Consider the following 23,296-nt stretch of genomic DNA (forward strand, 5'->3'; position numbering starts at 1 on the left):
TATGAGGCAAGTTTAGCTCAGCCCTTGAGCTTCTCGGCAATCCAGATCGTGTGGCGCGTGCCCTTGTTGCCGTGGGCGAAGACCTGCACTTCCTCGGCCTTGAAACCGGCCTTCTTCAATTTGTCGGAAAACTGCCGGTCGGCGCTGGCCGACCACACCGCCAGCACGCCTTTGGGCCGCATCGCCTTGGCGCACGCGGCCAGGCCTGCGGCGGAATACAGCCAGCTGTTGGCCTTCTGGGTCAGGCCTTCGGGGCCATTGTCGACGTCGAGCATGATCGCGTCGAAACCGTTCGGCTCGCTTTGCAGCACCTTGGCCACGTCTTCCTGACGGATCACCGTGCGCGGATCGAGCAGCGGGCGCCCGGACTTTTCACCGAGCGGGCCGCGATTCCACTCGACCACACCGGGCACCAGCTCGGCGACCACCACTTCGGCGCTCTTGCCCAGATGCTTGAGTGCGGAGGCGAGGGTGAAGCCCATGCCCAGGCCGCCGATCAGCACCCGCGAGTCCGGCCGGCCGGCGACCTTGCGGCACGGGATCTCGGCCAGCGCGTCTTCGGAACCGTGCATGCGGGTGTTCATCAATTGGCCGCCGTCGCCGCCCTGGATCTTGATGACGAAATCCTCGCCATACTCGAACAGGCACAGGGCGCCGCCGTTGTCAGGGATCGGCGTGGTGTCGAGCAGAACGAAACGTTTCATGGAAATCTCTACAGGGGGGGAAGGCAAGCCGGCGCGTTGGGAGTAGCCTGAAGGCAGACTTCAGGCCAACGGAGCCCTTGATGAAGCGCACCATTCTAACGGTCATTACCCTGGCCGCGCTCTCGATAACTGCCGTACAGGCGCAACAGACGATTCCCGTCAGCCCGACACCGCAGCCGGGTTCGCCCGGTACGGCGACGCCAACCCCGTATCCGCAGATCAGCCCGGTGCCGATTCCCAAGGCAGGTCCCGGCAGTGGCGGCCCGCCGCTGGTGCCGATCGAAATGCCCAGCCCGCCGACCAAGGATCAGCCATTGCCGGGCCTCGAACAGAACGACAGCAAACCCAAATCCCCGGGAGGCTAGATCTGCTGGGCGGCGAGTTGACCGTCAGCCATGCGCAGGCGTTTGGACAGGGAAACGGCGAGGGCGCGGATGATCTTGGCGGCGATCTTCGGTGCGTCGTTGAGCATTTTTTCCAGCGAATCCTTGCCGAGGTTGAGCAACTGACAGTTGCTCGCCGCCACGCAAGTCGCCGAGCGGCGCTCGCCGTCGAGCACGGCCATTTCACCGAATGCCCGGCCGCTGCGCAGGGTGGCCATGGTCACGACCTGGCCGTCGCCACCGGTTTTCTGCACGGCCACCTGGCCGGTGTGGATGATGCACATGAAACTGCCGGCATCGCCTTCGCGAAAGATCGCTTCGCCTTCAGCCACGGTGCTGATGCTGAAGTAGCCCGAGGCAGCGGCAAAATCCGCCAGCTGCAATTGATCGAACAGGCCGCAGTCCATCAGCCAGTCGCGGATTTCGTTGTTCAGTAAGGTCGGTTCTGACATGTCGTCACAGTCTTTTTGTTTTCACGGTTTCCGCGCGTTGCACATTCCTTGTGGGAGCGGGCTTGCCCGCGAAGACGTAGTGTCAGTCAGCAAAAATGTTGAAGCTGACGGCCTCTTCGTCGGATCGCCGCCCGGAGCAAGCCCGCTCCCACAGGGTTCTATGTGTATCGGCTCTTAATGTCTGGAATTAAGACCCAAGTGACCGGCGGAGTTCCTCAGGCAATGCCCAGAACCTTGAAAACAAATGCATATTCGAGCGCTACGTCACGTAATCCCTGATAACGCCCGCTCATGCCGCCGTGGCCGGCGCCCAGTTCGGTCTTGAGCAGCAATGGATTGTTATCGGTCTTGGTCGCGCGCAACTTCGCCACCCACTTGGCCGCTTCCCAATACTGCACGCGGCTGTCGTTGTAGCCGGCGATCACCAGTGTTGCGGGATAGGCCTGCGCGGTGACGTTTTCGTACGGCGCGTAGGCCTTGATCCGCTCGTAAACCTCCGGCTCTTCCGGATTGCCCCACTCGTCGTACTCAGTGACGGTCAGCGGCAGATCCGGGTCGAGCATGGTGTTGAGCACATCGACGAACGGCACTTCGGCAATCGCCACGCCGAACAGATCCGGACGCTGGTTGAGCACTGCGCCAATCAGCAGTCCACCGGCGCTGCCACCGCTGATCGCCAGTTGTGGCGCGGTGGTAATGCCGTTGAGGATCAGGAATTCGGCGCAGGCAATGAAGTCGCTGAAGGTGTTGTGCTTGTGTTCCTGCTTGCCGGCGCGATACCAGGCTTCGCCCAGCTCGCCGCCGCCCCGCACGTGGGCGATGGCGAACGCCATGCCGCGATCCAGCAGGCTCAGGCGGGCGTGGGAGAACCACGGGTCGAGGCTCGAACCGTAGGCGCCGTAACCGTACAGGTACAGCGGCACCGCTTTGCCGACCATTTCCCGTTTCATCACCAGACTGATCGGCACCTGGGTGCCGTCCGGCGCAGTCGCCCACAGGCGCTGGCTGACGTAGGCGTCGGCGTCGAACGGGCCGAGCACCGGGGTTTCCTTGAGGACGGTCTGTTCGCCGGTGGCGAGGATCAGTTGCCGAACCTGAGCCGGACGATTCAGCGCTTCATAGCGCAGGCGAATGCGGTCGCTTTCGAATTCAAGGCTGTTTTGCACATAGAGGCTGTAGGCCGCGTCCGGTAATTGCACGCGATAAGGCGCCAGACCGTGTGGGCGAACTTCGATGATCGGCAGCCCGCCTTCGCGCAGGCTCAGGGTCAGGGCTTCGGCGTTGAGGGTCACGCCATCGAGCATCACCGAATCGCTGTGCGGAATCAGGTTCTGCCAGTCGGCTTCGCTGGGTGCGATGCCGGTGTCCGGCGCCTGGTACAGGGCGAAGTTGATGCCGTCGCGGTTGGTGCGGATGAACCAGGTCCATTCGCCATCGAGCTTGCCGTGATCGACGTCGTATTCGTGATCCTCGACCCGTGGCGCCAGGCAAGTGAACGGCTGCTGCGGCTGATTGGCGTCCAGCGCCCAGACTTCACTGGTGGTCTTGCTGCCCAGGGACAACAGCAATTGCTGCTCGGAGCTGGCGCGGTAGCAATGCAGGAAGAAACGCCCGTCCGGCTCGTGGAAGACCTCTTCGGCGGCGGTGCCGTCCAGACGATAGCGGAACAGTTTGTGCGGACGATGGGTGTCGTCGAGCACGCCGAAGAACAGCGTGAGGCTGTCATTGGCCCAGGTCATGCTGCCGTCGCAGTCCTGGAATTCCAGTTCGCTGACGCGTTCGCTGGATAATTCCTTCACGAACAGCGTGTAAATCTCGTCGCCCGAGGCATCGACGCTGTAGGCCAGACGCTGGTGATCGGGGCTAATACTGAAGGCACCGAGGGAGAAAAAGCCGCCGTTGGCCAGTGCGTTCGGATCAAGCAGCAATTGTTCGCGGCTTTCATCGAGGGTCAGGCTGTCGTCGGCCGGGCGCGGGCAGCGGTAGTGACGGGCGTATTCGTCACCCGCTGTGGTGCGGGTGTAATACAGGTACGGGCCCCATGGCGAGGGGAGGGACAGGTCGGTTTCGAGGATCCGGCCCTTGATTTCTTCGAACAGTGTTTCGCGCAGCTCGGTTTGATCGGCGGTCTGCGCCTGCTGGTAGTCGTTTTCAGCCTTGAGGTAGTCGAGCACCGCGTCGGTGTCGCGTTCCTGCAGCCAGGCGTACGGGTCGTGACCGGCGGCCTTGTGGGCAATCGGGGCGCTGATGACGTTGGCGGATACGGGCATGGAAAGCTCTCGGACATGACAAATAAGGGCCGCACGGACGGCGGGGAAGCCTGACGTGCGAAAAGTCGTTACTATAAGCGCCTCTTTGCCTGCCTTGCCATGGACACCATGACCGAGAACGACTATCTGATCGCCTGGGGCCTTTACGCCTTTGCCGCCGTGGGCTGCCTGCTGGTGTGGATGCGCATGACCCGCTGGATGTGGCGCTGGCTGCGCGAGCCGCTGCGTGTATTGATGGCGGTGTTGCTGTTCAGCCCGACCATCATTGACCCGGTGAAGGAAAAATTCGCCCCGGCCATCGCCATTACCGCGCTGGATCTGGCGTTCAAGGTCGGCAACAACGCCTGGCGCGCGATTTCCGAATTGCTCATGTACGCCATGATCGCGTTCGGCCTGTACTTGATTTTCGTGCTGATCCGCCTGCCGATCGAGCGCGCCTCCAAGGCCCGCCGAGAGCAGGCTGAAGCCGCCCGCGCAGCGGCCCGGGCCGATGACGAGCGGGACGCCGATCAACCATTCGGCGGCGCGGGCGATGACCGCTACGGTCGCCCGCCGGTGCCGAGCAATCCGCAGCGCATGCGGGTCGAGCCGCGTCTGTAATCACGAGAGTCCGCACATGTGTGAATTACTGGGCATGAGTGCCAACGTGCCGACCGACATCGTGTTCAGCTTCACCGGGCTGATGCAGCGCGGTGGTCGCACCGGCCCGCACCGCGACGGCTGGGGCATTGCCTTCTACGAAGGTCGTGGGCTGCGCCTGTTCCAGGACCCGGCGGCCAGCAGCGAGTCGGAAGTGGCCAATCTGGTGCAGCGCTATCCGATCAAAAGTGAAGTGGTCATCGGTCATATCCGTCAGGCCAACGTCGGCAAGGTCTGCCTGTCCAACACCCACCCGTTCGTCCGCGAACTGTGGGGCCGCAACTGGTGCTTCGCGCACAACGGCCAGCTCGCCGACTTCTCGCCGATCAAGAGTTTCTACCGCCCGGTCGGCGATACCGACAGCGAAGCGGCGTTCTGCGATTTGCTCAACCGCGTACGTGCAGCGTTTCCGGAACCGGTCGATATAGAAGTGCTGCTGCCGGATCTGGTCGCGGCCTGCGCCGAATATCGCAGCAAAGGCGTGTTCAACTGCCTGCTCAGCGACGGCGACTGGCTGTTCTGCTATTGCTCGACCAAACTGGCGCAGATCACCCGACGCGCACCGTTTGGTCCGGCACGGCTCAAGGACGTCGATGTGATTGTCGACTTCCAGGCCGAAACCACGCCCAACGACGTGGTGACGGTGATTGCCACCGAACCTTTGACTGAAAACGAAACCTGGACCCGCTACGAACCGGGCCAATGGAGCCTGTGGCGACGCGGCGAATGCGTAAGCCAGGGCACGACCGAATAAGGATTGCACCCCCATGTTGCTCAGTTATCTACGGCTGGTGTTGTTTGCGGCGGGCCTGTTGATCGGTGTCCAGGTGCCGGGCTTCATCAACGATTACGCCAAGCGGGTCGAAGCGCACCTGATTGAGGCGCAGACCGGTCTGCGCGGCTTCCAGGGCACCGCCGAGCAGTTTTTCAAGGGTGACATCCAGGCACTGGTCGCCCATTACCGTGCCAGCGAAGACCCGGTGTTTCGCAGCGATGCCGACAGCCTGAGCACCTTGCTCAACCGTCAGCTGGCGCTGGACAAGCAATTCCAGGCGATGCAGGGCCCTTGGTACATCCGCTTCCTGCAAGTGGTGCTGGCCGCCGACCCGGACATCCGCAAGGAAACCTGGAATGGCTACAGCTACCAGATCCTGCTGACGCCGGAAGCGATGATCTGGGGGATGAGCGGCGCGCTGCTGTTGTCGTTCGGTCTTGAATGCCTGTTCCGTCTGATCGACTGGGTGGTGCTGGGCGGCAAGCGCCTGCGCCAGAGCCGGCCGATCGAAGACCGGGATGTGCGCGGGCTCTGAGCCTCAACGGATACTCCGCGCTGGGCTTGCGAGGGACGCGGAGCGTCCCGGGCTGCATTCCCACGCAGAGCGTGGGAACGATCAAGGGGCGAGCACGACGTAGTTCTCGCCCACCTTGCGCGCATACCCCTCCAGCACCTGCTGACACAGCGTCACGATCTCCTCGACCCATTCCACACCGACCCGCCACGACACCACCACCTGCAGATTCGGCGGGCGCTGTTCGATGTCGAGCAGGGTCAGTTCGCCCCGCGCCAGCTCCTCGGCCACCAACACTGGCGGCAACGCGCCAATGCCGAACCCGTCGCGCAACAGCCGGGTGATCGCCGACACCGAATTCACACAGTTCAACCGTGGCGCCAGCACGCCCTGGGCCTGCATCAGCGTCATTATGTCCTGGTGCGGCCGGGAGTTTTTCGAGTAGGTGATGATCCGTTCCTGCGCCAGGTCGGCGAGGCTTTGGTAGTCGCGGTTGTAGATCGAATTGCTGGCGACGATCCAGCCGATGGGGTGGCTGGCCAGCTCCAGGCTGCGCACGCTTTCCTGGCGCACCAGATCGGTTTGCAGGATCAGATCGAGAAAGCCTTTTTGCAGCTGATCGCAGAGGTTCAGCGAGGTATCCGCCACCAGCTCGATTTCTACCCGTGGGTACAGATCGGTCATCTGTGCCACCAACGGGCTGAGCCAGGTGTGGATCACCGTGTCCATCACCCCGATCCGTACCCGGCCGACCTTGCTCGAACGGGTCTCGATCGACTGCTTCAGCGCCTGCATCGTGTCGAGCATCTGCTCGGCATAGTCCAGCACTTTCAAACCTTCGGGCGTCAGGCTGACGCCGCGTGAATCACGCAGAAACAGCTTCACCCCGAGCTCGCCTTCGAGCACCGCGATCCGGCTGGAGATCGAGGCCTGGGTGGTGAACAGCTTGTCGGCGGTCAGGCGAAAACTTTTCAGCCGGGCGACCCAGACGAAGGTTTCGAGAAACTTCAGGTTCATGGCAACAAATTTTTCTTATGTCTTGGGCGGGTTTTTATTCGTTGGACGCGACCGGGTGACGCACCCAAGAATCGACGCATCCGGTTCCCACGATAGGCGTCGTCGGAGCTTCGAACAAGACCAATAAAAGCCTGCGGAGACATGCCATGAGTGCGCCCGACACCCTCGACCTCCCCAAGACTGCGGCCCGTCCCGGCCCGTTCGACTGGTATCGCAACATCAATCAGCAGGAGCGCCGGACCTTCTGGAGCTGCAAGATCGGCTACGGTCTGGACGGCATGGACACCCAGATGCTCAGCTTCGTGGTGCCGACCCTGATCGCGATGTGGGGCATCACCACCGGCGAAGCCGGCCTGATTCACACCAGCACCTTGATCGCCTCGGCCATCGGCGGTTGGGTGGCGGGGATTCTCTCCGACCGCATCGGCCGCGTGCGCACCCTGCAATTGACGGTGCTGTGGTTTGCCTTCTTCACTTTCCTTTGCGGCTTCGCCCAAAACTACGAACAACTGCTGATCGCCCGAACCCTGATGGGCTTCGGTTTCGGCGGTGAATGGACCGCCGGCGCGGTGCTGATCGGTGAAGTGATCCGGGCCAAAGACCGCGGTAAAGCGGTGGGCATGGTGCAATCCGGCTGGGCCTTGGGTTGGGGCCTGACGGCGATTCTCTATGCGCTGCTGTTCTCGGTATTGCCACCGGAAGACGCCTGGCGCGCACTGTTCATCCTTGGCATAGTGCCGGCGGTATTCGTGATTTTCGTCCGCCGTCTGGTGAAAGATCCGGAGATCTACCGCGAAGCCAAAGCCAAGCAAACTCCGGACAGTCAGTCGAAGTTCTACGAGATCTTCGCCCCCGGCATGCTCTTCACCACGATCCGTGCCTCGTTGCTGACCACCGGCGCCCTCGGCGGTTACTACGCGATCACCTCCTGGCTGCCGACTTTTCTGAAGAACGAACGCGGCTTGAGCGTACTCGGCACCGGCGGTTATCTGGCGATGGTGATCATCGGTTCCTACGTCGGTTATGTGATCAGCGCCTATTTGACCGACCTGTTGGGCCGCAAGAAGAACTTCATCCTGTTCGCGGTCGGCTCGTTCACCATCGTTCTGCTCTACACCCAATTGCCGGTCAGCAACGGCGTGATGTTGTGGCTGGGTTTCCCGCTGGGCTTTTTCGCCTCGGGAATTTTCAGTGGCATGGGGGCGTTTCTCACCGAGCTGTTTCCAACCCGGATTCGTGGCTCGGGGCAGGGCTTCTGCTACAACATCGGCCGGGCGCTGGCGGCATTGTTCCCGCTGCTGATCGGGCTGCTCAGCCAGAAAGTGCCGCTGAGCGTAGGCATCGGTGCCTTTGCGGCGGTGTCCTACGGCGTAGTGATCCTCGCGGCGTTGAGCCTGCCGGAAACCCGTGGCAAGCAACTGGACGCGCAGTAACTGATAACCTGCGACAACTGTCCTACAGCATAAAAAGACATCAGCTACAGGAGTGTTCACCGTGAGCCGCCTGCTATTGAACTGTGACATCGGCGAGAGCTTCGGCAGCTGGACCATGGGTCTGGACGCGGAAGTCATGCCCTTCATCGATTGCGCCAACATTGCCTGCGGTTTTCACGCCGGCGACCCGGGCATCATGCGCAAGACCGTCAGCCTGGCCCTGAGCCACGGCGTGCAGATCGGCGCGCATCCGGCCTATCAGGATCTGGTCGGGTTCGGCCGTCGCTCCATGGCTTACACCGCACAGGAACTGCAAGACATCCTGCATTACCAGATCGGCGCCCTCGACGGCATTTGCCGTGCCCAGGGTGGCAAAGTCAGTTACGTCAAACCCCACGGCGCGATGTACAACGACATGATGGCCAACCCGGCGCAGTTGCGGGCCGTGATCCAGGCAGTCGCCGCTTACGACCGGACCTTGCCACTGATGCTGATGGCTACCCGCGACAACACTGCCGCGCAACAACTCGGTGACGAATACGGCGTGACCCTGTGGTTCGAAGCCTTCGCCGATCGCGCCTACGACAGCGCCGGCCGACTGGTTTCGCGACAACTCCCCGGCGCGGTGCACCACGATTCCGAAACCATCATCGGGCAAGCGCTGACCATCGCCCGTGGCGACAACCTCACCGCCAGCGACGGCAGCGCGCTGCACCTGCAAGCCAACACGCTGTGCGTGCACGGTGACAACGCCAGTTCAGTGGCGGCCGTGCAGCGCATTCGTCAGGCCCTGAACGAGCAGAGCGCGCCATGAATCCGCGGGTGGAAGTGGTGGCGCTGGATTGCCTGATGCTGCGCCTGTTTGATGAAATCGCCGAAACCAACATGCCGTGGATGCTCGCCGCCAGCGAGCGGCTGCGCGCGGTGTTCGGCGCACATCTGATCGATCTGGTGCCGTCGTACACCACGTTGATGGTGCATTACGACCTGACCGCGTTGAACCCGAATCAGGCTCGGGAATTGATCGCCGAAGCCTTGATCGACCTGTCGCCGAATGCGCGCACCGGCGGCCAGTGTCATGTGCTACCGGTGTGGTACGACCTTAGCGTCGGACCGGAATTGAGCCTGCTGTCGCAACGCAGCGGTTTGTCGGTGGAAGAAGTGATCCGCCGTCACAGCGCCCGTGAATATCAGGTGTTCGCGCTCGGATTCGCACCGGGGTTTGCCTTCATGGGCTTGGTGGAAGAAGTCCTGGCAGCACCGCGTCTGAATACGCCACGCAAGAAAGTCGCCGCCGGCAGCGTCGGCATCGCTGAGCGGCAGACAGCGGCGTATCCGGTGGTGTCTCCCGGTGGCTGGAACCTGATCGGCCGCACGCCGGCAAAACTTTTCGACCGTGAACGCGATGGCTACAGCCTCATGCAGCCCGGCGATACCGTGCGTTTCGAAGCGGTGAGCCATGCCGAATTCATCCGTCTCGGCGGTGACGACACGCCTCTGGAGGCCCTGGCATGAGCCGACTGACGATTGAAGCAAGCACGCCGCTGTGCCTGTTGCAGGATGCCGGGCGGTTTGGGGTGCGCCATCTGGGCGTGACCCAGGGCGGCGCGGCGGACTGGCGGTCGATGGCCTGGGCCAACTGGCTGCTGGGCAATGGCCTGGACTTGCCGGTGATCGAAATCACCCTCGGCGGGTTCACAGTGGTGGCTGAAGAAGATTGCTTGCTGGCATTGGCTGGCGCCGATCTTGGCGCGCAGCTCGACGGTGAAGTGCTGGCACCGTGGCGCAGTTTCAAACTGCGCAAAGGACAGACCTTGAAGTTCACCCAGCCGTTGCTCGGGGCTCGGGCCTATCTGGCAGCGCCCGGCGGTTTCAGTGCGCCGAAAGTGCTGGGCAGCAGTGCCACGGTGGTACGCGAGGAGCTCGGTGGCCTCGATGGTTTTGGCTTGCCATTGGCCAAGGGCGCTTCGCTGAGTTATCAGGGCGAAACCTTATTGGTGCGTGAGGTCCCGGCGGAGCATCGACCGGACCTGCGCCTCGACGCGCCGCTCGATCTGGTGTTGGGCGCGCAGATCGGTCAGTTCAGCGGGCAGAGCCTGTTCGATGCATTCAACAGCGCCTGGACGCTGGACAGTCGTGCCGATCGCATGGGTATTCGTCTGTTGGGCACGGCGTTGCAGTATCAGGGCAAACCGATGATTTCCGAGGGCATTCCGCTGGGCGCGGTGCAGGTGCCACCGGACGGACAGCCAATCGTGTTGCTCAATGATCGGCAGACGATTGGCGGTTATCCGCGATTGGGAGCGTTGACGCCGTTGGCGCTGGCCCGGTTGGCACAGTGTCTGCCGGGAGCGAAGGTCAGATTGCGCCCGGTGGTGCAAGAAGTTGCATACCGGGAGCATGTCGAATATCTGAAGCGCTTTACTTGATCGTTCCCACGCTCCGCGTGGGAATGCCGCCCGGGACGCTCCGCGTCCCAGTGACGCAGAGCGTCACTTGATGCATTCCCACGCAGACGGTTCGACGCCTCGACATGGGAACGATCCGCTTACTTGGACAGAAACCGCATCCCTTCTTCCAGCCCGCGCAGGGTCAACGGATACATCTGATCCTCGATCAAGTCCCGCACGATGTTGGTCGACGAGGTGTAGCCCCACGTATCTTTCGGGTACGGATTGATCCAGATGAGCTTCTTGTACTTCTCCATGAAGCGCTGCATCCACACGTAACCCGGCTCTTCATTCCAGTGCTCGACGCTGCCGCCAGCCTGGGTGATTTCATAGGGCGCCATCGCCGCGTCACCGATGAAGATCACTTTGTAGTCGGCGCCGTACTTGTGCAGCAGGTCCTGGGTCGACGTGCGCTCGGAGGTGCGGCGCATGTTGTTCTTCCACACGGATTCATAAATGAAGTTGTGGAAGTAGAAGTACTCCAGATGCTTGAACTCGGTCTTGCAGGCCGAGAACAGTTCCTCGCAGATCTTCACGTGGGCGTCCATCGAGCCGCCGATGTCGAACAGCAGCAACAGCTTCACCGTGTTGCGCCGTTCCGGGCGCATCTGGATGTTCAGCAGGCCGGCGTCCTTGGCGGTGTGGTCGATGGTGCCATCGATATCCAGTTCTTCCGCCGCGCCCTGACGAGCGAATTTGCGCAGGCGGCGCAGGGCGACCTTGATGTTGCGGGTGCCCAGCTCCACGGAGTCGTCGAGGTTCTTGTACTCGCGCTGATCCCAGACTTTCACCGCTTTACCCTGGCGCTTGCCGGCATCGCCGACCCGGATGCCTTCCGGGTTGAAACCGCCGGAGCCGAACGGGCTGGTGCCGCCGGTGCCGATCCATTTGTTGCCGCCGGCGTGGCGTTCCTTCTGTTCTTCCAGGCGTTTCTTGAACTCTTCGATCAGCTTGTCCAGACCGCCGAGGGACTGGATCTGCGCGCGTTCCTCGTCGCTCAGCGAGCGTTCGAACTCCTTGCGCAGCCAGTCTTCGGGAATCAGCGCCTGCAAGTGATCGTCGAGCTTTTCCAGGCCATTGAAGTAGGCGCCGAACGCACGGTCGAACTTGTCGAAATGCCGTTCGTCCTTCACCAGAATCGCGCGCGACAAGTAGTAGAACTCGTCCATGTCGGCGAAGGTCACGCGCTGTTTCAGCGCGTTGATCAGGTCGAGCAGCTCGCGCACCGACACCGGCACCTTGGCTGCACGCATTTCATTGAACAGGTTGAGCAACATGGCGTCAGCCTCTTAGCGGGTGCCACGACGGCTCATGAACGCCAGGCGCTCAAGCAGTTGCACGTCCTGTTCGTTCTTCACCAGCGCACCGGCCAGCGGCGGGATGGCTTTGGTCGGATCGCGCTCGCGCAGCACCGCTTCGCCGATGTTGTCGGCCATCAGCAATTTCAGCCAGTCCACCAGCTCGGAGGTCGAAGGCTTCTTCTTCAGGCCCGGCACCTTTCGCACGTCGAAGAACACGTCCAGCGCTTCGCTGACCAGATCTTTTTTGATGTCCGGGTAGTGAACGTCGACGATTTTCTGCAGGGTGGTGCGGTCGGGGAAGGCGATGTAGTGGAAGAAGCAGCGGCGCAGGAAAGCGTCCGGCAGCTCTTTCTCGTTGTTGGAGGTAATGATGATGATCGGACGCTTCTTGGCCTTGATGGTCTCGTCGATCTCGTAAACGTAGAACTCCATCTTGTCGAGTTCTTGCAGCAGGTCGTTGGGGAACTCGATGTCGGCCTTGTCGATTTCGTCGATCAGCAGAATGACGCGTTCTTCAGACTCGAACGCTTCCCAGAGCTTGCCCTTCTTCAGGTAGTTGCGCACGTCGTGGACTTTTTCATTGCCCAGTTGCGAGTCGCGCAGACGGCTGACCGCATCGTACTCGTACAGGCCCTGATGGGCCTTGGTGGTGGACTTGATGTGCCAGGTGATCAGCTTGGCGCCGAACGATTCGGCCAGTTGCTCGGCGAGCATGGTCTTGCCGGTGCCCGGTTCGCCCTTGACCAGCAGCGGCCGCTCCAGGGTGATGGCGGCGTTGACCGCCAGCTTCAGGTCATCGGTGGCGACGTAGGCCTGGGTGCCTTCGAACTTCATCTGCTAATCCTCGAACGGTAACGCCGACCTGAACGGGCAGGGCGGGGGCGAAATAATCGGATGCCCGACTATAACGCGCGGCCCGGTCGACTGTGAACGCAGACGGCTTATTCAGTCTCTGAATGGGGCGTCACATGTTGACTCAGTTTCGGCCGAGAGCGAGTTGAGCAAGTGCGCTAACCCGCATCCGGCTTCGGCCGTTCATACCGGGCATTGAAGGCCTGGATGAATCCGTTGCGCAAAATCTGCAAAAACGCTTCGAACGCGCTGATATCTTGCTGGTGCACGTTGCCGCTGAGTTCGACCTTGGTCGCGAACTGGTTCTTGCCCTGGTTTTTCAGCACGGTTTCAGTGCCGCCGACCAGCGCTTCCCAGATCGAGCGGAAGATGCCCTTGTTCTTGTTCTCGACATCCTGCTGCCAGTTGAATACGTCGACGTCGCGCAGCAGCGGTTTGATGTAGCCCTTGAGTTGGCCCTTGTTCGCTGCGGCTTCGATGACCACGTCGCCGTGGCCGGCGTTGAAGTCGAATTTGCCGTAGGCCGAGGCGAAGTCGTTCATGCGTTTGAGTTCGATATCCCGGGCCCGCAGGCGAAATTCGAAGTCTTCGAAGTTGCTCAGCGGGTCGAAGGTGGCGCTGGTTTCCAGCGGCGCATGGCCCAGCAGCAGGGCTTTGCCTTCGAAGCGGGCGTCGCGTTTGCCCTTGGTGTCGACCACGTTGGTCAGGTTGTAGATGCTGGCGTCGACATTGGTCGCATTCATGTTCACCGGTGGTTTTGAGTTGAAGTTGCGAAAGCTGATGCGGCCATCGTTGATCTGAACTTCGTCGAGGGTGATCGGCAGCAGTTTGCCCAACTGCGCGCGCCAGTCGGTGCCCTGACCGGTCTGGGAGTTCTGCTTGTTGGCCCCACCATCGACGAAGTTCACCTGCGGTTTGAAGAACTTCACCTGCGCCACCACCGCATGGTCGTACCACAACGAGTGCCAGCTGACGGACAGGTCGATCAGCGGCGCATCGACGAACGGCACCGGCACCTTGCCGTCGACCTTGACGATCTTCAGGCCGTTGATCTTGTAGGCCCCGCGCCAGAGCGCCAGGTCAACGTCGGTGATCTGGCCGCGGTAGTCGCCCATGTTGGCCAGTTTGTCATTCAGATAGTCACGCACGAGGTAGGGCAGGGCGATGTGCAGGGCGACCAGCAACACCACAACAGTGGCGAGAATCCACAACGGCCAGCGGTAGCGACGCTTCATGGCAGCAAATCCCGAACGGTGTAAAGCGATTGACTGCCGCCTGCCGCAGACGTTCGGCCCGACTGGACTGAGAGGGGCAACAGGCTTACCTTGGAGAGCTGAATTCAACGCTGCACAAGGACCCAGCCATGAGCCGTATTTTTGCTGACAACGCCCACTCCATCGGCAACACGCCGCTGGTGCAGATCAACCGCATCGCGCCCCGTGGCGTGACCATTCTGGCCAAGATCGAAGGTCGCAACCCGGGCTACTCGGTCAAGTGCCGGATTGGCGCCAACATGATCTGGGACGCCGAAAGCAGCGGCAAACTCAAGCCGGGCATGACCATCGTCGAGCCGACCTCGGGCAACACCGGCATCGGCCTGGCCTTTGTCGCTGCCGCTCGCGGTTACAAACTGCTGCTGACCATGCCGGCCTCGATGAGCATCGAGCGGCGCAAGGTGCTCAAGGCGCTGGGTGCCGAGCTGGTGCTGACCGAGCCTGCCAAGGGCATGAAAGGCGCGATCGAAAAGGCCGCGGAGATCGTCGCCAGCGATGCGGGCAAATATTTCATGCCGGCCCAGTTCGATAACCCGGCCAACCCGGCCATCCACGAAAAAACCACCGGCCCGGAAATCTGGAACGACACCGATGGCGCCATTGATGTGCTGGTCGCAGGCGTCGGCACCGGCGGAACCATTACCGGCGTGTCGCGGTATATCAAGAATACGGCGGGCAAACCGATTCTGTCGGTGGCAGTGGAACCGGTGTCCTCGCCGGTGATTACCCAGGCGCTGGCGGGCGAAGAGATCAAGCCGAGCCCGCACAAGATTCAGGGCATCGGCGCCGGTTTCGTGCCGAAGAACCTGGATCTGTCGATGGTTGACCGGGTCGAGCTGGTGACGGATGACGAGTCCAAGGCCATGGCCCTGCGCCTGATGCAGGAAGAGGGGATCCTGTGCGGGATTTCCTGTGGTGCGGCCATGTCGGTAGCGGTGCGCCTGGCGGAAACTCCGGAAATGCAGGGCAAGACCATCGTCGTGGTGTTGCCGGATTCCGGTGAGCGTTACCTGTCGAGCATGCTCTTCAGCGATCTGTTCACCGATCAGGAGAACCAGCAGTAAGTGGCGTGTTGATTCAGGTCAGCCAAGGTTCAGGATCGTTATGTTAAGAAGTGCTTTGTTGCGCAATCTTTAACACTGAATCCTGAATCGGGCGGGTTTTTCCTGGAGCCGGTAGTGTTTATCATGGCCGGCCGCCATGTCGGGTAAATGACATTGCGCAGTGTTGTCTTTTTTCAAGGAGTTGTTGATGACCTTTCCGTTTGTCGCCAAGGCGTTGGTGTTGTTGCTGTTTCTGGGCAGCACGCTCTATGTGCATTTGCGCGGCAAGGCGCGTTTGCCGGTGCTGCGTCAGTTCGTCAACCATTCGGCGCTGTTCGCTCCGTATAACGCCTTGATGTACCTGTTCTCTGGCGTGCCGTCCAAGCCGTATCTGGATCGCAGCAAGTTTCCGGAACTGGATGTGCTGCGCGATAACTGGGAAACCATTCGCGACGAGGCGATGCACCTGTTCGACGAGGGTTATATTCGCGCCGCCGAGAAGAACAACGACGCCGGTTTCGGCTCGTTCTTCAAGAAAGGCTGGAAGCGTTTCTACCTCAAGTGGTATGACAAACCGCTGCCTTCGGCCGAAACCCTGTGCCCGAAAACCGTGGCGCTGGTCAGTGCCATCCCCAACGTCAAAGGCGCAATGTTCGCCCTGTTGCCGGGCGGGAGCCATTTGAACCCGCACCGCGATCCGTTCGCCGGTTCCCTGCGTTATCACCTCGGTCTGTCGACGCCGAACTCCGACGATTGCCGAATCTTCGTCGACGGTCAGGTCTACGCCTGGCGCGACGGTGAAGACGTGATGTTCGACGAAACCTACGTGCACTGGGTCAAGAACGAAACCGACAAGACCCGCGTCATCTTGTTCTGCGACATCGAGCGTCCGCTGAGCAATCGCCTGATGACTCGCATCAACCGCTTCATCAGCGCCTGGCTGGGCCGTGCCACGGCACCGCAGAACCTCGACGACGAGCGCGTCGGCGGGATCAACCAGGCTTACGCGTGGAGCAAGAACTTCAGCGACAAGTTCAGCGGTGGGGTCAAGCAGTGGAAACGCCGCAATCCAAAGGCCTACCGTGTGATGCGACCGGTGCTGGCGGTGGTGGTGTTGACGTTGCTGGGGTATTGGCTGTTTGGTTGAGGCTGGATTTCGAAGTAAAAAAAACCGCTCGTTTGAGCGGTTTTTTGTTTTCAGAATCAGGGACGGCCAGCCAGTAAGCTTGGTTCATCGATAGCGGTGCCGGTTGCAATGATCTGTAAGAGCCGTCGTTGACTGGCTGTCAGAACCGTTGGATCAGATTCACCCCTTATTGCATGCGCTTTTTTCTTTCTGGGGGATTTTTTTATTTCTTTGCGCATATTCCCACCTTGGTTGATCAATATTTGAGCGTTTTTCACAATACTAGGCTCCCTACTGTTTTGACAAGGCGACCCTCGTTATCCAAACCGAAGCCGAGTTGTTCGTAAATTGGTATTGCTCCCTGGAATGGTTCTTGAGCCTCGATCAAGCTACTGCCAATGATGCGGGCGTATTGCTCAATTGCCAGAACGGATAGCGGTGCAACACGGTTCTTCAATGGATGTGTTTCTCTTGGCCGCCCCTCCAGTCGTACGATTCGGATGCGTTGTCGACTTTTATTCGGGTTGGCAAAGCAAAGTCCGCACAGTTCAGATTCAAACCAGATTGCGATATCGAGTGCGAGAGGTTCGCGCGCTTTCCATCCAATGACTTCTTCACATGAAAAATGCGGGCTCTCCCAACACTCAAAAGCACTCAGTGCCAACGAGTCGATGGGTTCGAAACGTACTTTCGAAAGGTCAAGCGTTGTGGGGCCAGCCATCTCCAGGTCAATCTGGAGTTGAGTCGTGGCAAGGCGGGCAAGCTTCCTGGCTTGCGATTTGTACAACTGATACCGCAGATGATTCCGTTCCCTTGGCATGTGATCTCGCGCATTCCATATCCCCATCAATGGTCGTTGCAATTGCAAACGAGCCTATGCGCCTGCCTCCTGCCTGTCGCTACTGGCCCTTTGTCCAAGTCATTGCAATCCATGTCGCGGGCTGGTTATAGTCGGCGCTCGTGAGTCGTATGACTCACCTTTCAACCCTTCAAAAAAGATCAGCCCAGATGCCTGCATCCCTTATCAACGCGGTAGTCGATTCAGCGGTCAACGCTGGCGTCGTGCCGTGCGGGAATCAGCAGCCTGTGCAGATCAGTCATTACCCTCCACCTGTCAGTAGCACGCCGGTGTGCGCAGTCGTATCACCGCCGGGCGTTGGTGTTTCGGGCTGATCGGCGTTTTCTGCTGACCCCTTTGCCCGCCTGAAAAAACCTACTGAATTTCAGCTTCGGCTGAGTTGGCTATTTGCCTGACTACAGGTGGTATTCATGTTTGTCCTTTCGAAAAAGTCCGCGCTCGCGGCGGCGTCCACGAGCCTGTTCGTTCTGCTGTGGAGCAGCGGGGCGATCTTCTCCAAGTGGGGGCTGGCCCACGCTTCGCCCTTTGCCTTTCTGCTGATCCGTTTTGTGATTGCCTTGTGCGGGCTGGTGCTGCTGGTGCCGTTGCTCAAGTTGAAACTGCCCAAGGGCGGCAGGCCGATGCTGTATGCGATGGCCACTGGCGTGGTGCTGTTGGGGGCCTATCAGATTTTTTATCTACTGGCGCTGGACCTGAAGGTCACGCCCGGCGTGATGGCGACCATCATGGGCGTGCAGCCGATCCTCACGGTGGTGATCATGGAGCGGCAGCGCTCGGCGAGCCGGATGTTTGGTCTGGCGCTGGGATTGGCCGGGTTGATCATGGTGGTTTACCAAGGCATCGGTCTGGCCGGGATGTCGCTGGCGGGGATGCTGTTCGGTCTGCTGGCGTTGGCGAGCATGACCTTCGGCTCGATCATGCAGAAGCGCATCACCGACAATCCCCTCGGCACGCTGCCGGTGCAGTACTTGGCCGGTCTGCTGCTGTGCGGGATTTTCGTGCCGTTCCAGCCGTTTCACTTCGAGCACAGCGCCGGTTTCATCGTGCCGGTGCTGTGGATGGGACTGGTGGTTTCCGTGCTGGCGACGTTGCTGCTGTACCGACTGATCGCGCGGGGCAATCTGGTCAATGTCACCAGTCTGTTCTATCTGGTGCCGGCCGTGACGGCGGTGATGGACTACCTGATCTTCGGCAATCGCCTGGCGGCGTTGAGCGTGCTGGGGATGCTGTTGATCATCGTCGGTCTGGTATTTGTGTTCCGTAAATCGGCGTAACCGCCGCGCATGAAAAAGGCCCGGGAGGAAACTCCCGGGCCTTCGTGCATCTGCAAATCAGCGAGTGGCGATTTCTGCCGGTTTCACCGCCGCCGGTTTCAGCACCAGCCACAGCGCAATGGCGATCAACACCCCGCCATACACGTGGGCCATCGACAGCGGCTCATCGAGAAACAGCGCCCCCCACAACACGCCGAACGGCGGAATCATGAAGGTCACCGTCATCGACTTCACCGGCCCGATGGAGCTCAGCAGGCGGAAGTAAATGATGTAGGCAAACGCGGTGCAGCCCAGACCCAGGCCCAGCAGCGACAACCAGACACTCCAGCCGCCCCAGCTCACCGGCGGCGCAGTGATGACGCTGTAACCGAACAGCGGCAACAGAAACAGGGTCGCTCCGAGCATGCTCCCCAGCGCCGACAGACGGCTGTCGAGCCCGCCGGCCTGATCCAGCCAGCGTCGGGCGAGGAACCCGGCGAAGCCGTAGCAGGTGGTTGCGAGCAGACAGGCAACCGCGCCCATCAGCAGCTGCAGATCGAACGCGACCGGCCCGGCGCGAGTCAGCACGCCCACCCCGAGCAGGCCGAGGAACACCCCGGCCAGTTTGGCCAGCGTGAGTTTTTCACTGAAGAACAAACCGCCGATCAACACGCCCATCAACGGGGTGGTGGCGTTGAAGATTGCCGAATAACCGGCGGGTAACACCTGGGCGGCGACCGAATACAGCGTCGCCGGCACGCCGGAGTTGATCACACCGAGCATCATCACGGTCTTGAGCTTGCCTTTGAAATCCCAGCTGATGCGCATCAGCCCGAGGATCACCAGCAGGCCGACGGCGGCAATCGAAACGCGGAAGAACCCGGTCGGAACCGTACCGATCGCGGGAGCGATGATGCGCATGAACAGGAAGCTCGCGCCCCAGATGGCAGCCAGCGACAACATGCGGAAAATATCGACAGGGCTCACGGGCCACTCCTTCCTTGATCGGGACGAGAGTGTTGCCGAGGGCCCCGGCGATGGCAACCGCTAATCGGGCATTTAATTGTCTGATCAGATCACGAAGCGCGTCACCAGCCCGTTCAGGTCGACTGCCAGCCGCGACAGTTCCTGACTGGCGGCAGACGTCTGGGTGGCACCGGCAGCGGTCTGGGTCGACAGGTCACGGATAGTCACCAGATTTTCATCGACTTCCCGGGCCACCAGCGCTTGCTGTTCGGCGGCGCTGGCGATCACCAGGTTGCGCTGGTTGATCTGCGAAATCGATGCGGTGATTTTCTCCAGTGCATGGCCGGCGCTGTTGGCCCGACGCAGGGTATGGCTGGCCTGTTCGGCACTGCTTTGCAACGCGTCGACGGTGGCACCGGTGCCTTGCTGGATGCTGCTGATCATCAGCTCGATTTCTTCGGTGGAGTTCTGTGTGCGCTGGGCCAGCGAGCGGACTTCGTCGGCAACCACTGCAAACCCACGCCCGGCCTCACCGGCGCGCGCGGCTTCAATCGCAGCGTTCAGGGCGAGCAGGTTGGTCTGCCCGGCGATGCCGCGAATCACTTCCAGCACCTTGCTGATGTCCTGGGCCTGGGTCGCAAGGCCCTCGGCCTGTTCGGACGCGCCGAGCACCGCACTGACCAGCTCCTGAATCGAACTGATGGTCTCGCTGACCTGCACATGCCCGTGCTTGCTGTCCTCGTTCGAGGCTTCGGAGGCTTCGGCGCTGGACACCGCATTGGCGGCCACTTCATCGACCGCCGTGCTCATTTCGGTGACCGCCGTGGCAGCCTGCTCGATCTGGTCATTCTGCTGTTGCAGGCCGCGGGTGCTCTGCTCCATAACCGAGCTCATTTCCTCGGCAGCGGAGGCCAGTTGCTGGGCCGACTCGCTGATGCCACGAATGGTCGAGCGCAGATTGCCCTGCATCTCGGACAGCGCCGTGAGCAACTGCGCCGCTTCGTCCTTGCCGTCGCTGTCGATGCGACCGCTGAGGTCTCCCGAAGCGATCCGCCGTGCCACATTCAGCGCCTGATTGATCGGCGCGGTGATGCTGCGGGTCAGCAACCAGGCCAGCAACAACGTGGCAATCAGGGCGATGACGATGATCGTGGCGACGATCCACAGCGCCTGCTGGTACATCGCCGCCGCGGACTTGGCCGCGACATCCGCGCCTTGCTGATTGAGGCTGATCATTTGCTCCAGGGTTTTGTCGAGCACCGTGCCCTGGGGCGCCAGTTCGTTGGTCAGGCGTGCGTAGGCTTGGTCGTTTTGTCCGGCGTCGATCTGTTTGATGATCTGGTCGAGGATGCTCAGGTACTTGGCGGTGTCGGAACTCAGGCCTTCCAGCATTGCCCGTTCCTGATCGTTGGCAATCAGGGCCTTGTGATCGTCGAGGCGCTTGAGCAATTCCTGGCGTTGCGCGGTGAGAAGGCCTTTGCTGCGCTCGCGAACGGCAGCCTGAGTACTGGTGATCAGGCGCAGGGACTCGAGGCGGATGCTGGCGATGTTTGCCGCCGCGTCATGGATGCTTTCGATGCTGGGCATCCACGATTCCTCGATCACCGCCGCGCTCTCGCGCAGGGTTTTCATCTGGCCCAGACCGAACAGGCCGACCACCACCAGCAGACTGGCCAGAACGGCAAAACACAAACTGGCGCGCAAACCGATGCGCAGATTCCGGATAGACATCAATGTGCTCCTTGGGCGTTTGGGGAGAGGTCGTCCTCGTGAGCCGAGGATCTTGTTGTGAGGCGGGTGATGGCGGGCTGTATATCAAAGTGCCACTATCTTGGTAAGACCAGTCGCTGACGGGAATGGACAGGCATGAACAACTCGGGCAAAAGCGCAGGCTAGAGATGTCGCCGCTGAATTGGATCCGAAACCCACAGAAAACGCGGGCTGGCGCCCAGTGGTGGGGAGAACCGAAGTGGACGTTTATTGACCGAACGGTCGATTAAAAAAAATTTGATAAAAACTGTGTCGCTGTACAAGCCGCAAGAGGATTTGGCAGAAATTGCGCTTCTCCTGCGCCCGCTTCCGTGGCTAAGCTCAGGCCTTCGAGCACAGATTCTCCAATTCCCGCAGAGGTCTCATCTATGCCGCAGCAATGGCCAGCCACCGACATCGCCCGCCTGATCCTCGATGGCTTTGACGATTACCGCGAGCATTTCCGGCGGATCACCGACGGCGCCCGGGAGCGCTTCGAGCAGGCCCGCTGGCAGGACACGCAAACCGCGTCGGCGGCGCGGATCAACCTCTACGAAGAAAAGGTCGGTGAAACCGTTGCCCGGCTGCGCGAGTATTTCGAGCCGGACACCTTGATGGACGTCACCTGTTGGCCGCTGGTGAAAAGCGCCTACATCAGCATCATCGACCTGCGCTTTGACGATGAGCTGTCCGAGACCTGGTACAACTCGATTTTCTGCGGCCTGTTCAGCCACGACCTGATCAGCGACGGCTGCATGTTCATCCACACCACCCGGCCGAGCCTGCGTCGGGCCCGGGCCGCGCAAACCCGCACCTATAAACCGCAAGGGCAGATCTCGGGCATGCTCGCGAGCATCTTTGCCGATTACCGGTTCAACGAGGCCTACGCCGATCTGCCCGGTGACTTGCATCGCCTGGAAGCGCAGCTGCGCGAGAACCTGCCGGACTGGGTGTGCAAAGACCCTGAACTGAGCGTCGAGCTGTTTTCCTCGGTGCTGTATCGCAACAAGGGCGCGTACCTGGTCGGGCGCATCTACACCAACGACGATCAATGGCCGCTGGTGATTCCGCTGCTGCACCGTGAAGGGCGGGGGATTCAGATCGATGCGCTGATCACCGACGAAGCCGATGTGTCGATCATCTTCTCGTTCACCCGTTCGTATTTCATGGTGGATGTGCCGGTGCCGGCGGAATTCATCGGCTTTCTCAAACGCATTTTGCCGGGCAAGCACATCGCCGAGCTGTACACCTCAATCGGTTTCTACAAGCACGGCAAATCCGAGTTCTACCGCGCCCTGATCAATCATCTGGCCAACACCGACGACCAGTTCATCATGGCGCCGGGCGTACGCGGCATGGTCATGAGCGTGTTCACGCTGCCGGGCTTCAACACCGTGTTCAAGATCATCAAGGATCGATTCTCCCCGTCGAAAAACGTCGACCGCGCCACGGTGATCGAGAAGTATCGATTGGTGAAAAGCGTCGACCGCGTCGGACGCATGGCCGATACCCAGGAATTCGCCGACTTCCGTTTTCCCCTGAGCAAGTTCGAGCCGGCATGTCTGGCGGAATTGCTGGAAGTTGCGCCGTCTACGGTGTCGCTGGAAGGCGAAACGGTGTTGATCCGCCACTGCTGGACCGAACGGCGGATGACGCCGCTCAACCTCTATCTGGATAACGCTAACGAAGCCCAGGTGCGCGAGGCGCTGGAGGATTACGGGCTGGCGATCAAGCAACTGGCGGCGGCCAACATCTTTCCCGGCGATATGCTGCTGAAGAACTTTGGCGTCACCCGCCATGGCCGGGTGGTGTTCTACGATTACGACGAGATCTGCTTCCTCACTGAAGCGAATTTCCGCCACATTCCGGCACCGCGTACTCCGGAGGACGAAATGGCCTCCGAACCTTGGTATTCGATCGGGCCGCTGGACGTGTTTCCCGAGGAGTTTCCGCCGTTTCTGTTTGCCGATTCGGCGCAGCGCAAACTGTTCGATCAGTTGCATGGCGAGTTGTATAACGCTGATTACTGGAAGGGGTTACAGGAGGCGATTCGGGCGGGGAAAGTCATCGACGTCTTTCCGTATCGGCGAAAGGGCCTCGATAACGAGTGACTTTCTGGAATTGCTGCGCAATTCATCGCGAGCAGGCTCGCTCCCACATTTGATCGCGCTGTGCAGCGGTTTTATGGCCGCTGGAGATTCAGGGTGGGAGCGAGCCTGCTCGCGATCGGCCGCGC

At 60.8% G+C, this 23,296-nt stretch carries 23 protein-coding genes; 12 read left to right on the plus strand and 11 right to left on the minus strand.

Features of this window, described 5'->3' with window-relative positions; all coding sequences use genetic code 11:
• Positions 1–17 precede the first annotated feature (17 nt).
• Entirely contained in the window at positions 18–704 is a 687-nt protein-coding gene (locus ABTV87_RS07140; protein ID WP_085605596.1) for a hypothetical protein, read from the minus strand.
• Between the two features lie 80 nt (positions 705–784).
• On the opposite strand from ABTV87_RS07140, the gene ABTV87_RS07145 reads away from it, so the two are divergent.
• The gene (locus tag ABTV87_RS07145; RefSeq protein WP_039772629.1) at positions 785–1,069 is read left to right on the plus strand and encodes a hypothetical protein; all 285 of its coding nucleotides are present in this window, start codon (positions 785–787) and stop codon (positions 1,067–1,069) included.
• On the opposite strand, the gene ABTV87_RS07150 is transcribed toward ABTV87_RS07145, so the two are convergent.
• Entirely contained in the window at positions 1,066–1,539 is a 474-nt protein-coding gene (locus ABTV87_RS07150; protein ID WP_007956482.1) for a cyclic nucleotide-binding domain-containing protein, read from the minus strand. The genes ABTV87_RS07145 and ABTV87_RS07150 overlap by 4 nt on opposite strands.
• A 215-nt stretch (positions 1,540–1,754) precedes the next feature.
• On the minus strand, positions 1,755–3,809 hold the full coding sequence (locus ABTV87_RS07155; protein WP_433899180.1) for a S9 family peptidase: 2,055 nt from the start codon (positions 3,807–3,809) through the stop codon (positions 1,755–1,757).
• 99 nt (positions 3,810–3,908) lie between these two features.
• Here ABTV87_RS07155 and ABTV87_RS07160 point away from each other — a divergent pair, with 99 nt between their 5' ends.
• Genes ABTV87_RS07160 through ABTV87_RS07170 form a run of 3 tightly spaced genes read left to right on the plus strand, consistent with a single transcriptional unit; the run spans position 3,909 to position 5,758 of the window.
• A complete protein-coding gene (locus ABTV87_RS07160; protein ID WP_039772625.1) occupies positions 3,909–4,409 on the plus strand; it encodes a hypothetical protein in 501 nt (166 codons plus the stop codon).
• Positions 4,410–4,425: 16 nt separating this feature from the next.
• Complete coding sequence (locus ABTV87_RS07165) at positions 4,426–5,202, plus strand: class II glutamine amidotransferase (RefSeq protein ID WP_011332933.1); 777 nt, start codon at positions 4,426–4,428, stop codon at positions 5,200–5,202.
• Between the two features lie 13 nt (positions 5,203–5,215).
• Positions 5,216–5,758, plus strand: a complete 543-nt coding sequence (locus ABTV87_RS07170) for a DUF2937 family protein (protein WP_007956487.1) — start codon at positions 5,216–5,218, stop codon at positions 5,756–5,758.
• A gap of 81 nt (positions 5,759–5,839) precedes the next feature.
• On the opposite strand, the gene ABTV87_RS07175 is transcribed toward ABTV87_RS07170, so the two are convergent.
• A complete protein-coding gene (locus ABTV87_RS07175; RefSeq protein WP_433899181.1) occupies positions 5,840–6,754 on the minus strand; it encodes a LysR family transcriptional regulator in 915 nt (304 codons plus the stop codon).
• 146 nt (positions 6,755–6,900) lie between these two features.
• Between ABTV87_RS07175 and ABTV87_RS07180 the strand changes: the two genes are divergently transcribed.
• The 4 genes from ABTV87_RS07180 (at position 6,901) to ABTV87_RS07195 (ending at position 10,616) form a co-directional block, all read left to right on the plus strand.
• Positions 6,901–8,187, plus strand: coding sequence for an MFS transporter (locus ABTV87_RS07180; protein WP_179692340.1), 1,287 nt, complete (start codon positions 6,901–6,903; stop codon positions 8,185–8,187).
• Positions 8,188–8,248: 61 nt separating this feature from the next.
• Entirely contained in the window at positions 8,249–9,001 is a 753-nt protein-coding gene (locus ABTV87_RS07185; RefSeq protein WP_433899182.1) for a 5-oxoprolinase subunit PxpA, read from the plus strand.
• Positions 8,998–9,702: a 5-oxoprolinase subunit B family protein gene (locus tag ABTV87_RS07190; protein ID WP_221533390.1), complete on the plus strand. Its 705-nt coding sequence runs from the start codon at positions 8,998–9,000 to the stop codon at positions 9,700–9,702. Before ABTV87_RS07185 ends, ABTV87_RS07190 begins: the two co-directional genes overlap by 4 nt.
• Entirely contained in the window at positions 9,699–10,616 is a 918-nt protein-coding gene (locus ABTV87_RS07195; protein ID WP_433899183.1) for a biotin-dependent carboxyltransferase family protein, read from the plus strand. Before ABTV87_RS07190 ends, ABTV87_RS07195 begins: the two co-directional genes overlap by 4 nt.
• 119 nt (positions 10,617–10,735) lie before the next feature.
• On the opposite strand, the gene ABTV87_RS07200 is transcribed toward ABTV87_RS07195, so the two are convergent.
• The 3 genes from ABTV87_RS07200 to ABTV87_RS07210 form a co-directional block, all read right to left on the minus strand.
• Positions 10,736–11,914: a vWA domain-containing protein gene (locus ABTV87_RS07200; RefSeq protein ID WP_016771218.1), complete on the minus strand. Its 1,179-nt coding sequence runs from the start codon at positions 11,912–11,914 to the stop codon at positions 10,736–10,738.
• 12 nt (positions 11,915–11,926) lie between these two features.
• The gene (locus ABTV87_RS07205) at positions 11,927–12,772 is read right to left on the minus strand and encodes an AAA family ATPase (protein WP_007911294.1); all 846 of its coding nucleotides are present in this window, start codon (positions 12,770–12,772) and stop codon (positions 11,927–11,929) included.
• A gap of 176 nt (positions 12,773–12,948) precedes the next feature.
• Positions 12,949–14,025 (minus strand): DUF748 domain-containing protein, encoded by a 1,077-nt coding sequence (locus ABTV87_RS07210; RefSeq protein ID WP_433899184.1) that lies wholly within the window; start codon positions 14,023–14,025, stop codon positions 12,949–12,951.
• A 128-nt stretch (positions 14,026–14,153) separates the two neighbouring features.
• Between ABTV87_RS07210 and cysK the strand changes: the two genes are divergently transcribed.
• Entirely contained in the window at positions 14,154–15,128 is a 975-nt protein-coding gene (gene cysK, locus ABTV87_RS07215) for a cysteine synthase A (RefSeq protein WP_007956517.1), read from the plus strand.
• A gap of 187 nt (positions 15,129–15,315) precedes the next feature.
• Positions 15,316–16,254, plus strand: coding sequence for an aspartyl/asparaginyl beta-hydroxylase domain-containing protein (locus ABTV87_RS07220; RefSeq protein WP_433899185.1), 939 nt, complete (start codon positions 15,316–15,318; stop codon positions 16,252–16,254).
• A gap of 56 nt (positions 16,255–16,310) precedes the next feature.
• Here the strand turns inward: ABTV87_RS07220 and ABTV87_RS07225 are convergent, their stop codons facing one another.
• Both ABTV87_RS07225 and ABTV87_RS07230 read right to left on the minus strand, forming a co-directional pair.
• A complete protein-coding gene (locus ABTV87_RS07225) occupies positions 16,311–16,511 on the minus strand; it encodes a hypothetical protein (protein WP_085605617.1) in 201 nt (66 codons plus the stop codon).
• Positions 16,508–17,053, minus strand: coding sequence for a hypothetical protein (locus ABTV87_RS07230; protein ID WP_433899837.1), 546 nt, complete (start codon positions 17,051–17,053; stop codon positions 16,508–16,510). Before ABTV87_RS07230 ends, ABTV87_RS07225 begins: the two co-directional genes overlap by 4 nt.
• A 449-nt stretch (positions 17,054–17,502) precedes the next feature.
• Here ABTV87_RS07230 and ABTV87_RS07235 point away from each other — a divergent pair, with 449 nt between their 5' ends.
• Positions 17,503–18,366 (plus strand): DMT family transporter, encoded by an 864-nt coding sequence (locus tag ABTV87_RS07235; protein WP_221533387.1) that lies wholly within the window; start codon positions 17,503–17,505, stop codon positions 18,364–18,366.
• A 57-nt stretch (positions 18,367–18,423) separates the two neighbouring features.
• On the opposite strand, the gene ABTV87_RS07240 is transcribed toward ABTV87_RS07235, so the two are convergent.
• Together ABTV87_RS07240 and ABTV87_RS07245 are read right to left on the minus strand one after the other, a co-directional pair.
• Positions 18,424–19,332, minus strand: coding sequence for a DMT family transporter (locus ABTV87_RS07240; protein WP_433899186.1), 909 nt, complete (start codon positions 19,330–19,332; stop codon positions 18,424–18,426).
• Between the two features lie 84 nt (positions 19,333–19,416).
• Positions 19,417–21,042 (minus strand): methyl-accepting chemotaxis protein, encoded by a 1,626-nt coding sequence (locus tag ABTV87_RS07245; RefSeq protein WP_433899187.1) that lies wholly within the window; start codon positions 21,040–21,042, stop codon positions 19,417–19,419.
• 407 nt (positions 21,043–21,449) lie between these two features.
• On the opposite strand from ABTV87_RS07245, the gene aceK reads away from it, so the two are divergent.
• Positions 21,450–23,171 (plus strand): bifunctional isocitrate dehydrogenase kinase/phosphatase, encoded by a 1,722-nt coding sequence (gene aceK, locus ABTV87_RS07250; protein ID WP_007956529.1) that lies wholly within the window; start codon positions 21,450–21,452, stop codon positions 23,169–23,171.
• Positions 23,172–23,296 lie beyond the last annotated feature (125 nt).

Origin of the sequence: Pseudomonas sp. PSE1(2024), assembly GCF_050990555.1 — a bacterium.
Classification (GTDB): Bacteria; Pseudomonadota; Gammaproteobacteria; order Pseudomonadales; family Pseudomonadaceae; genus Aquipseudomonas; species Aquipseudomonas aphyarum.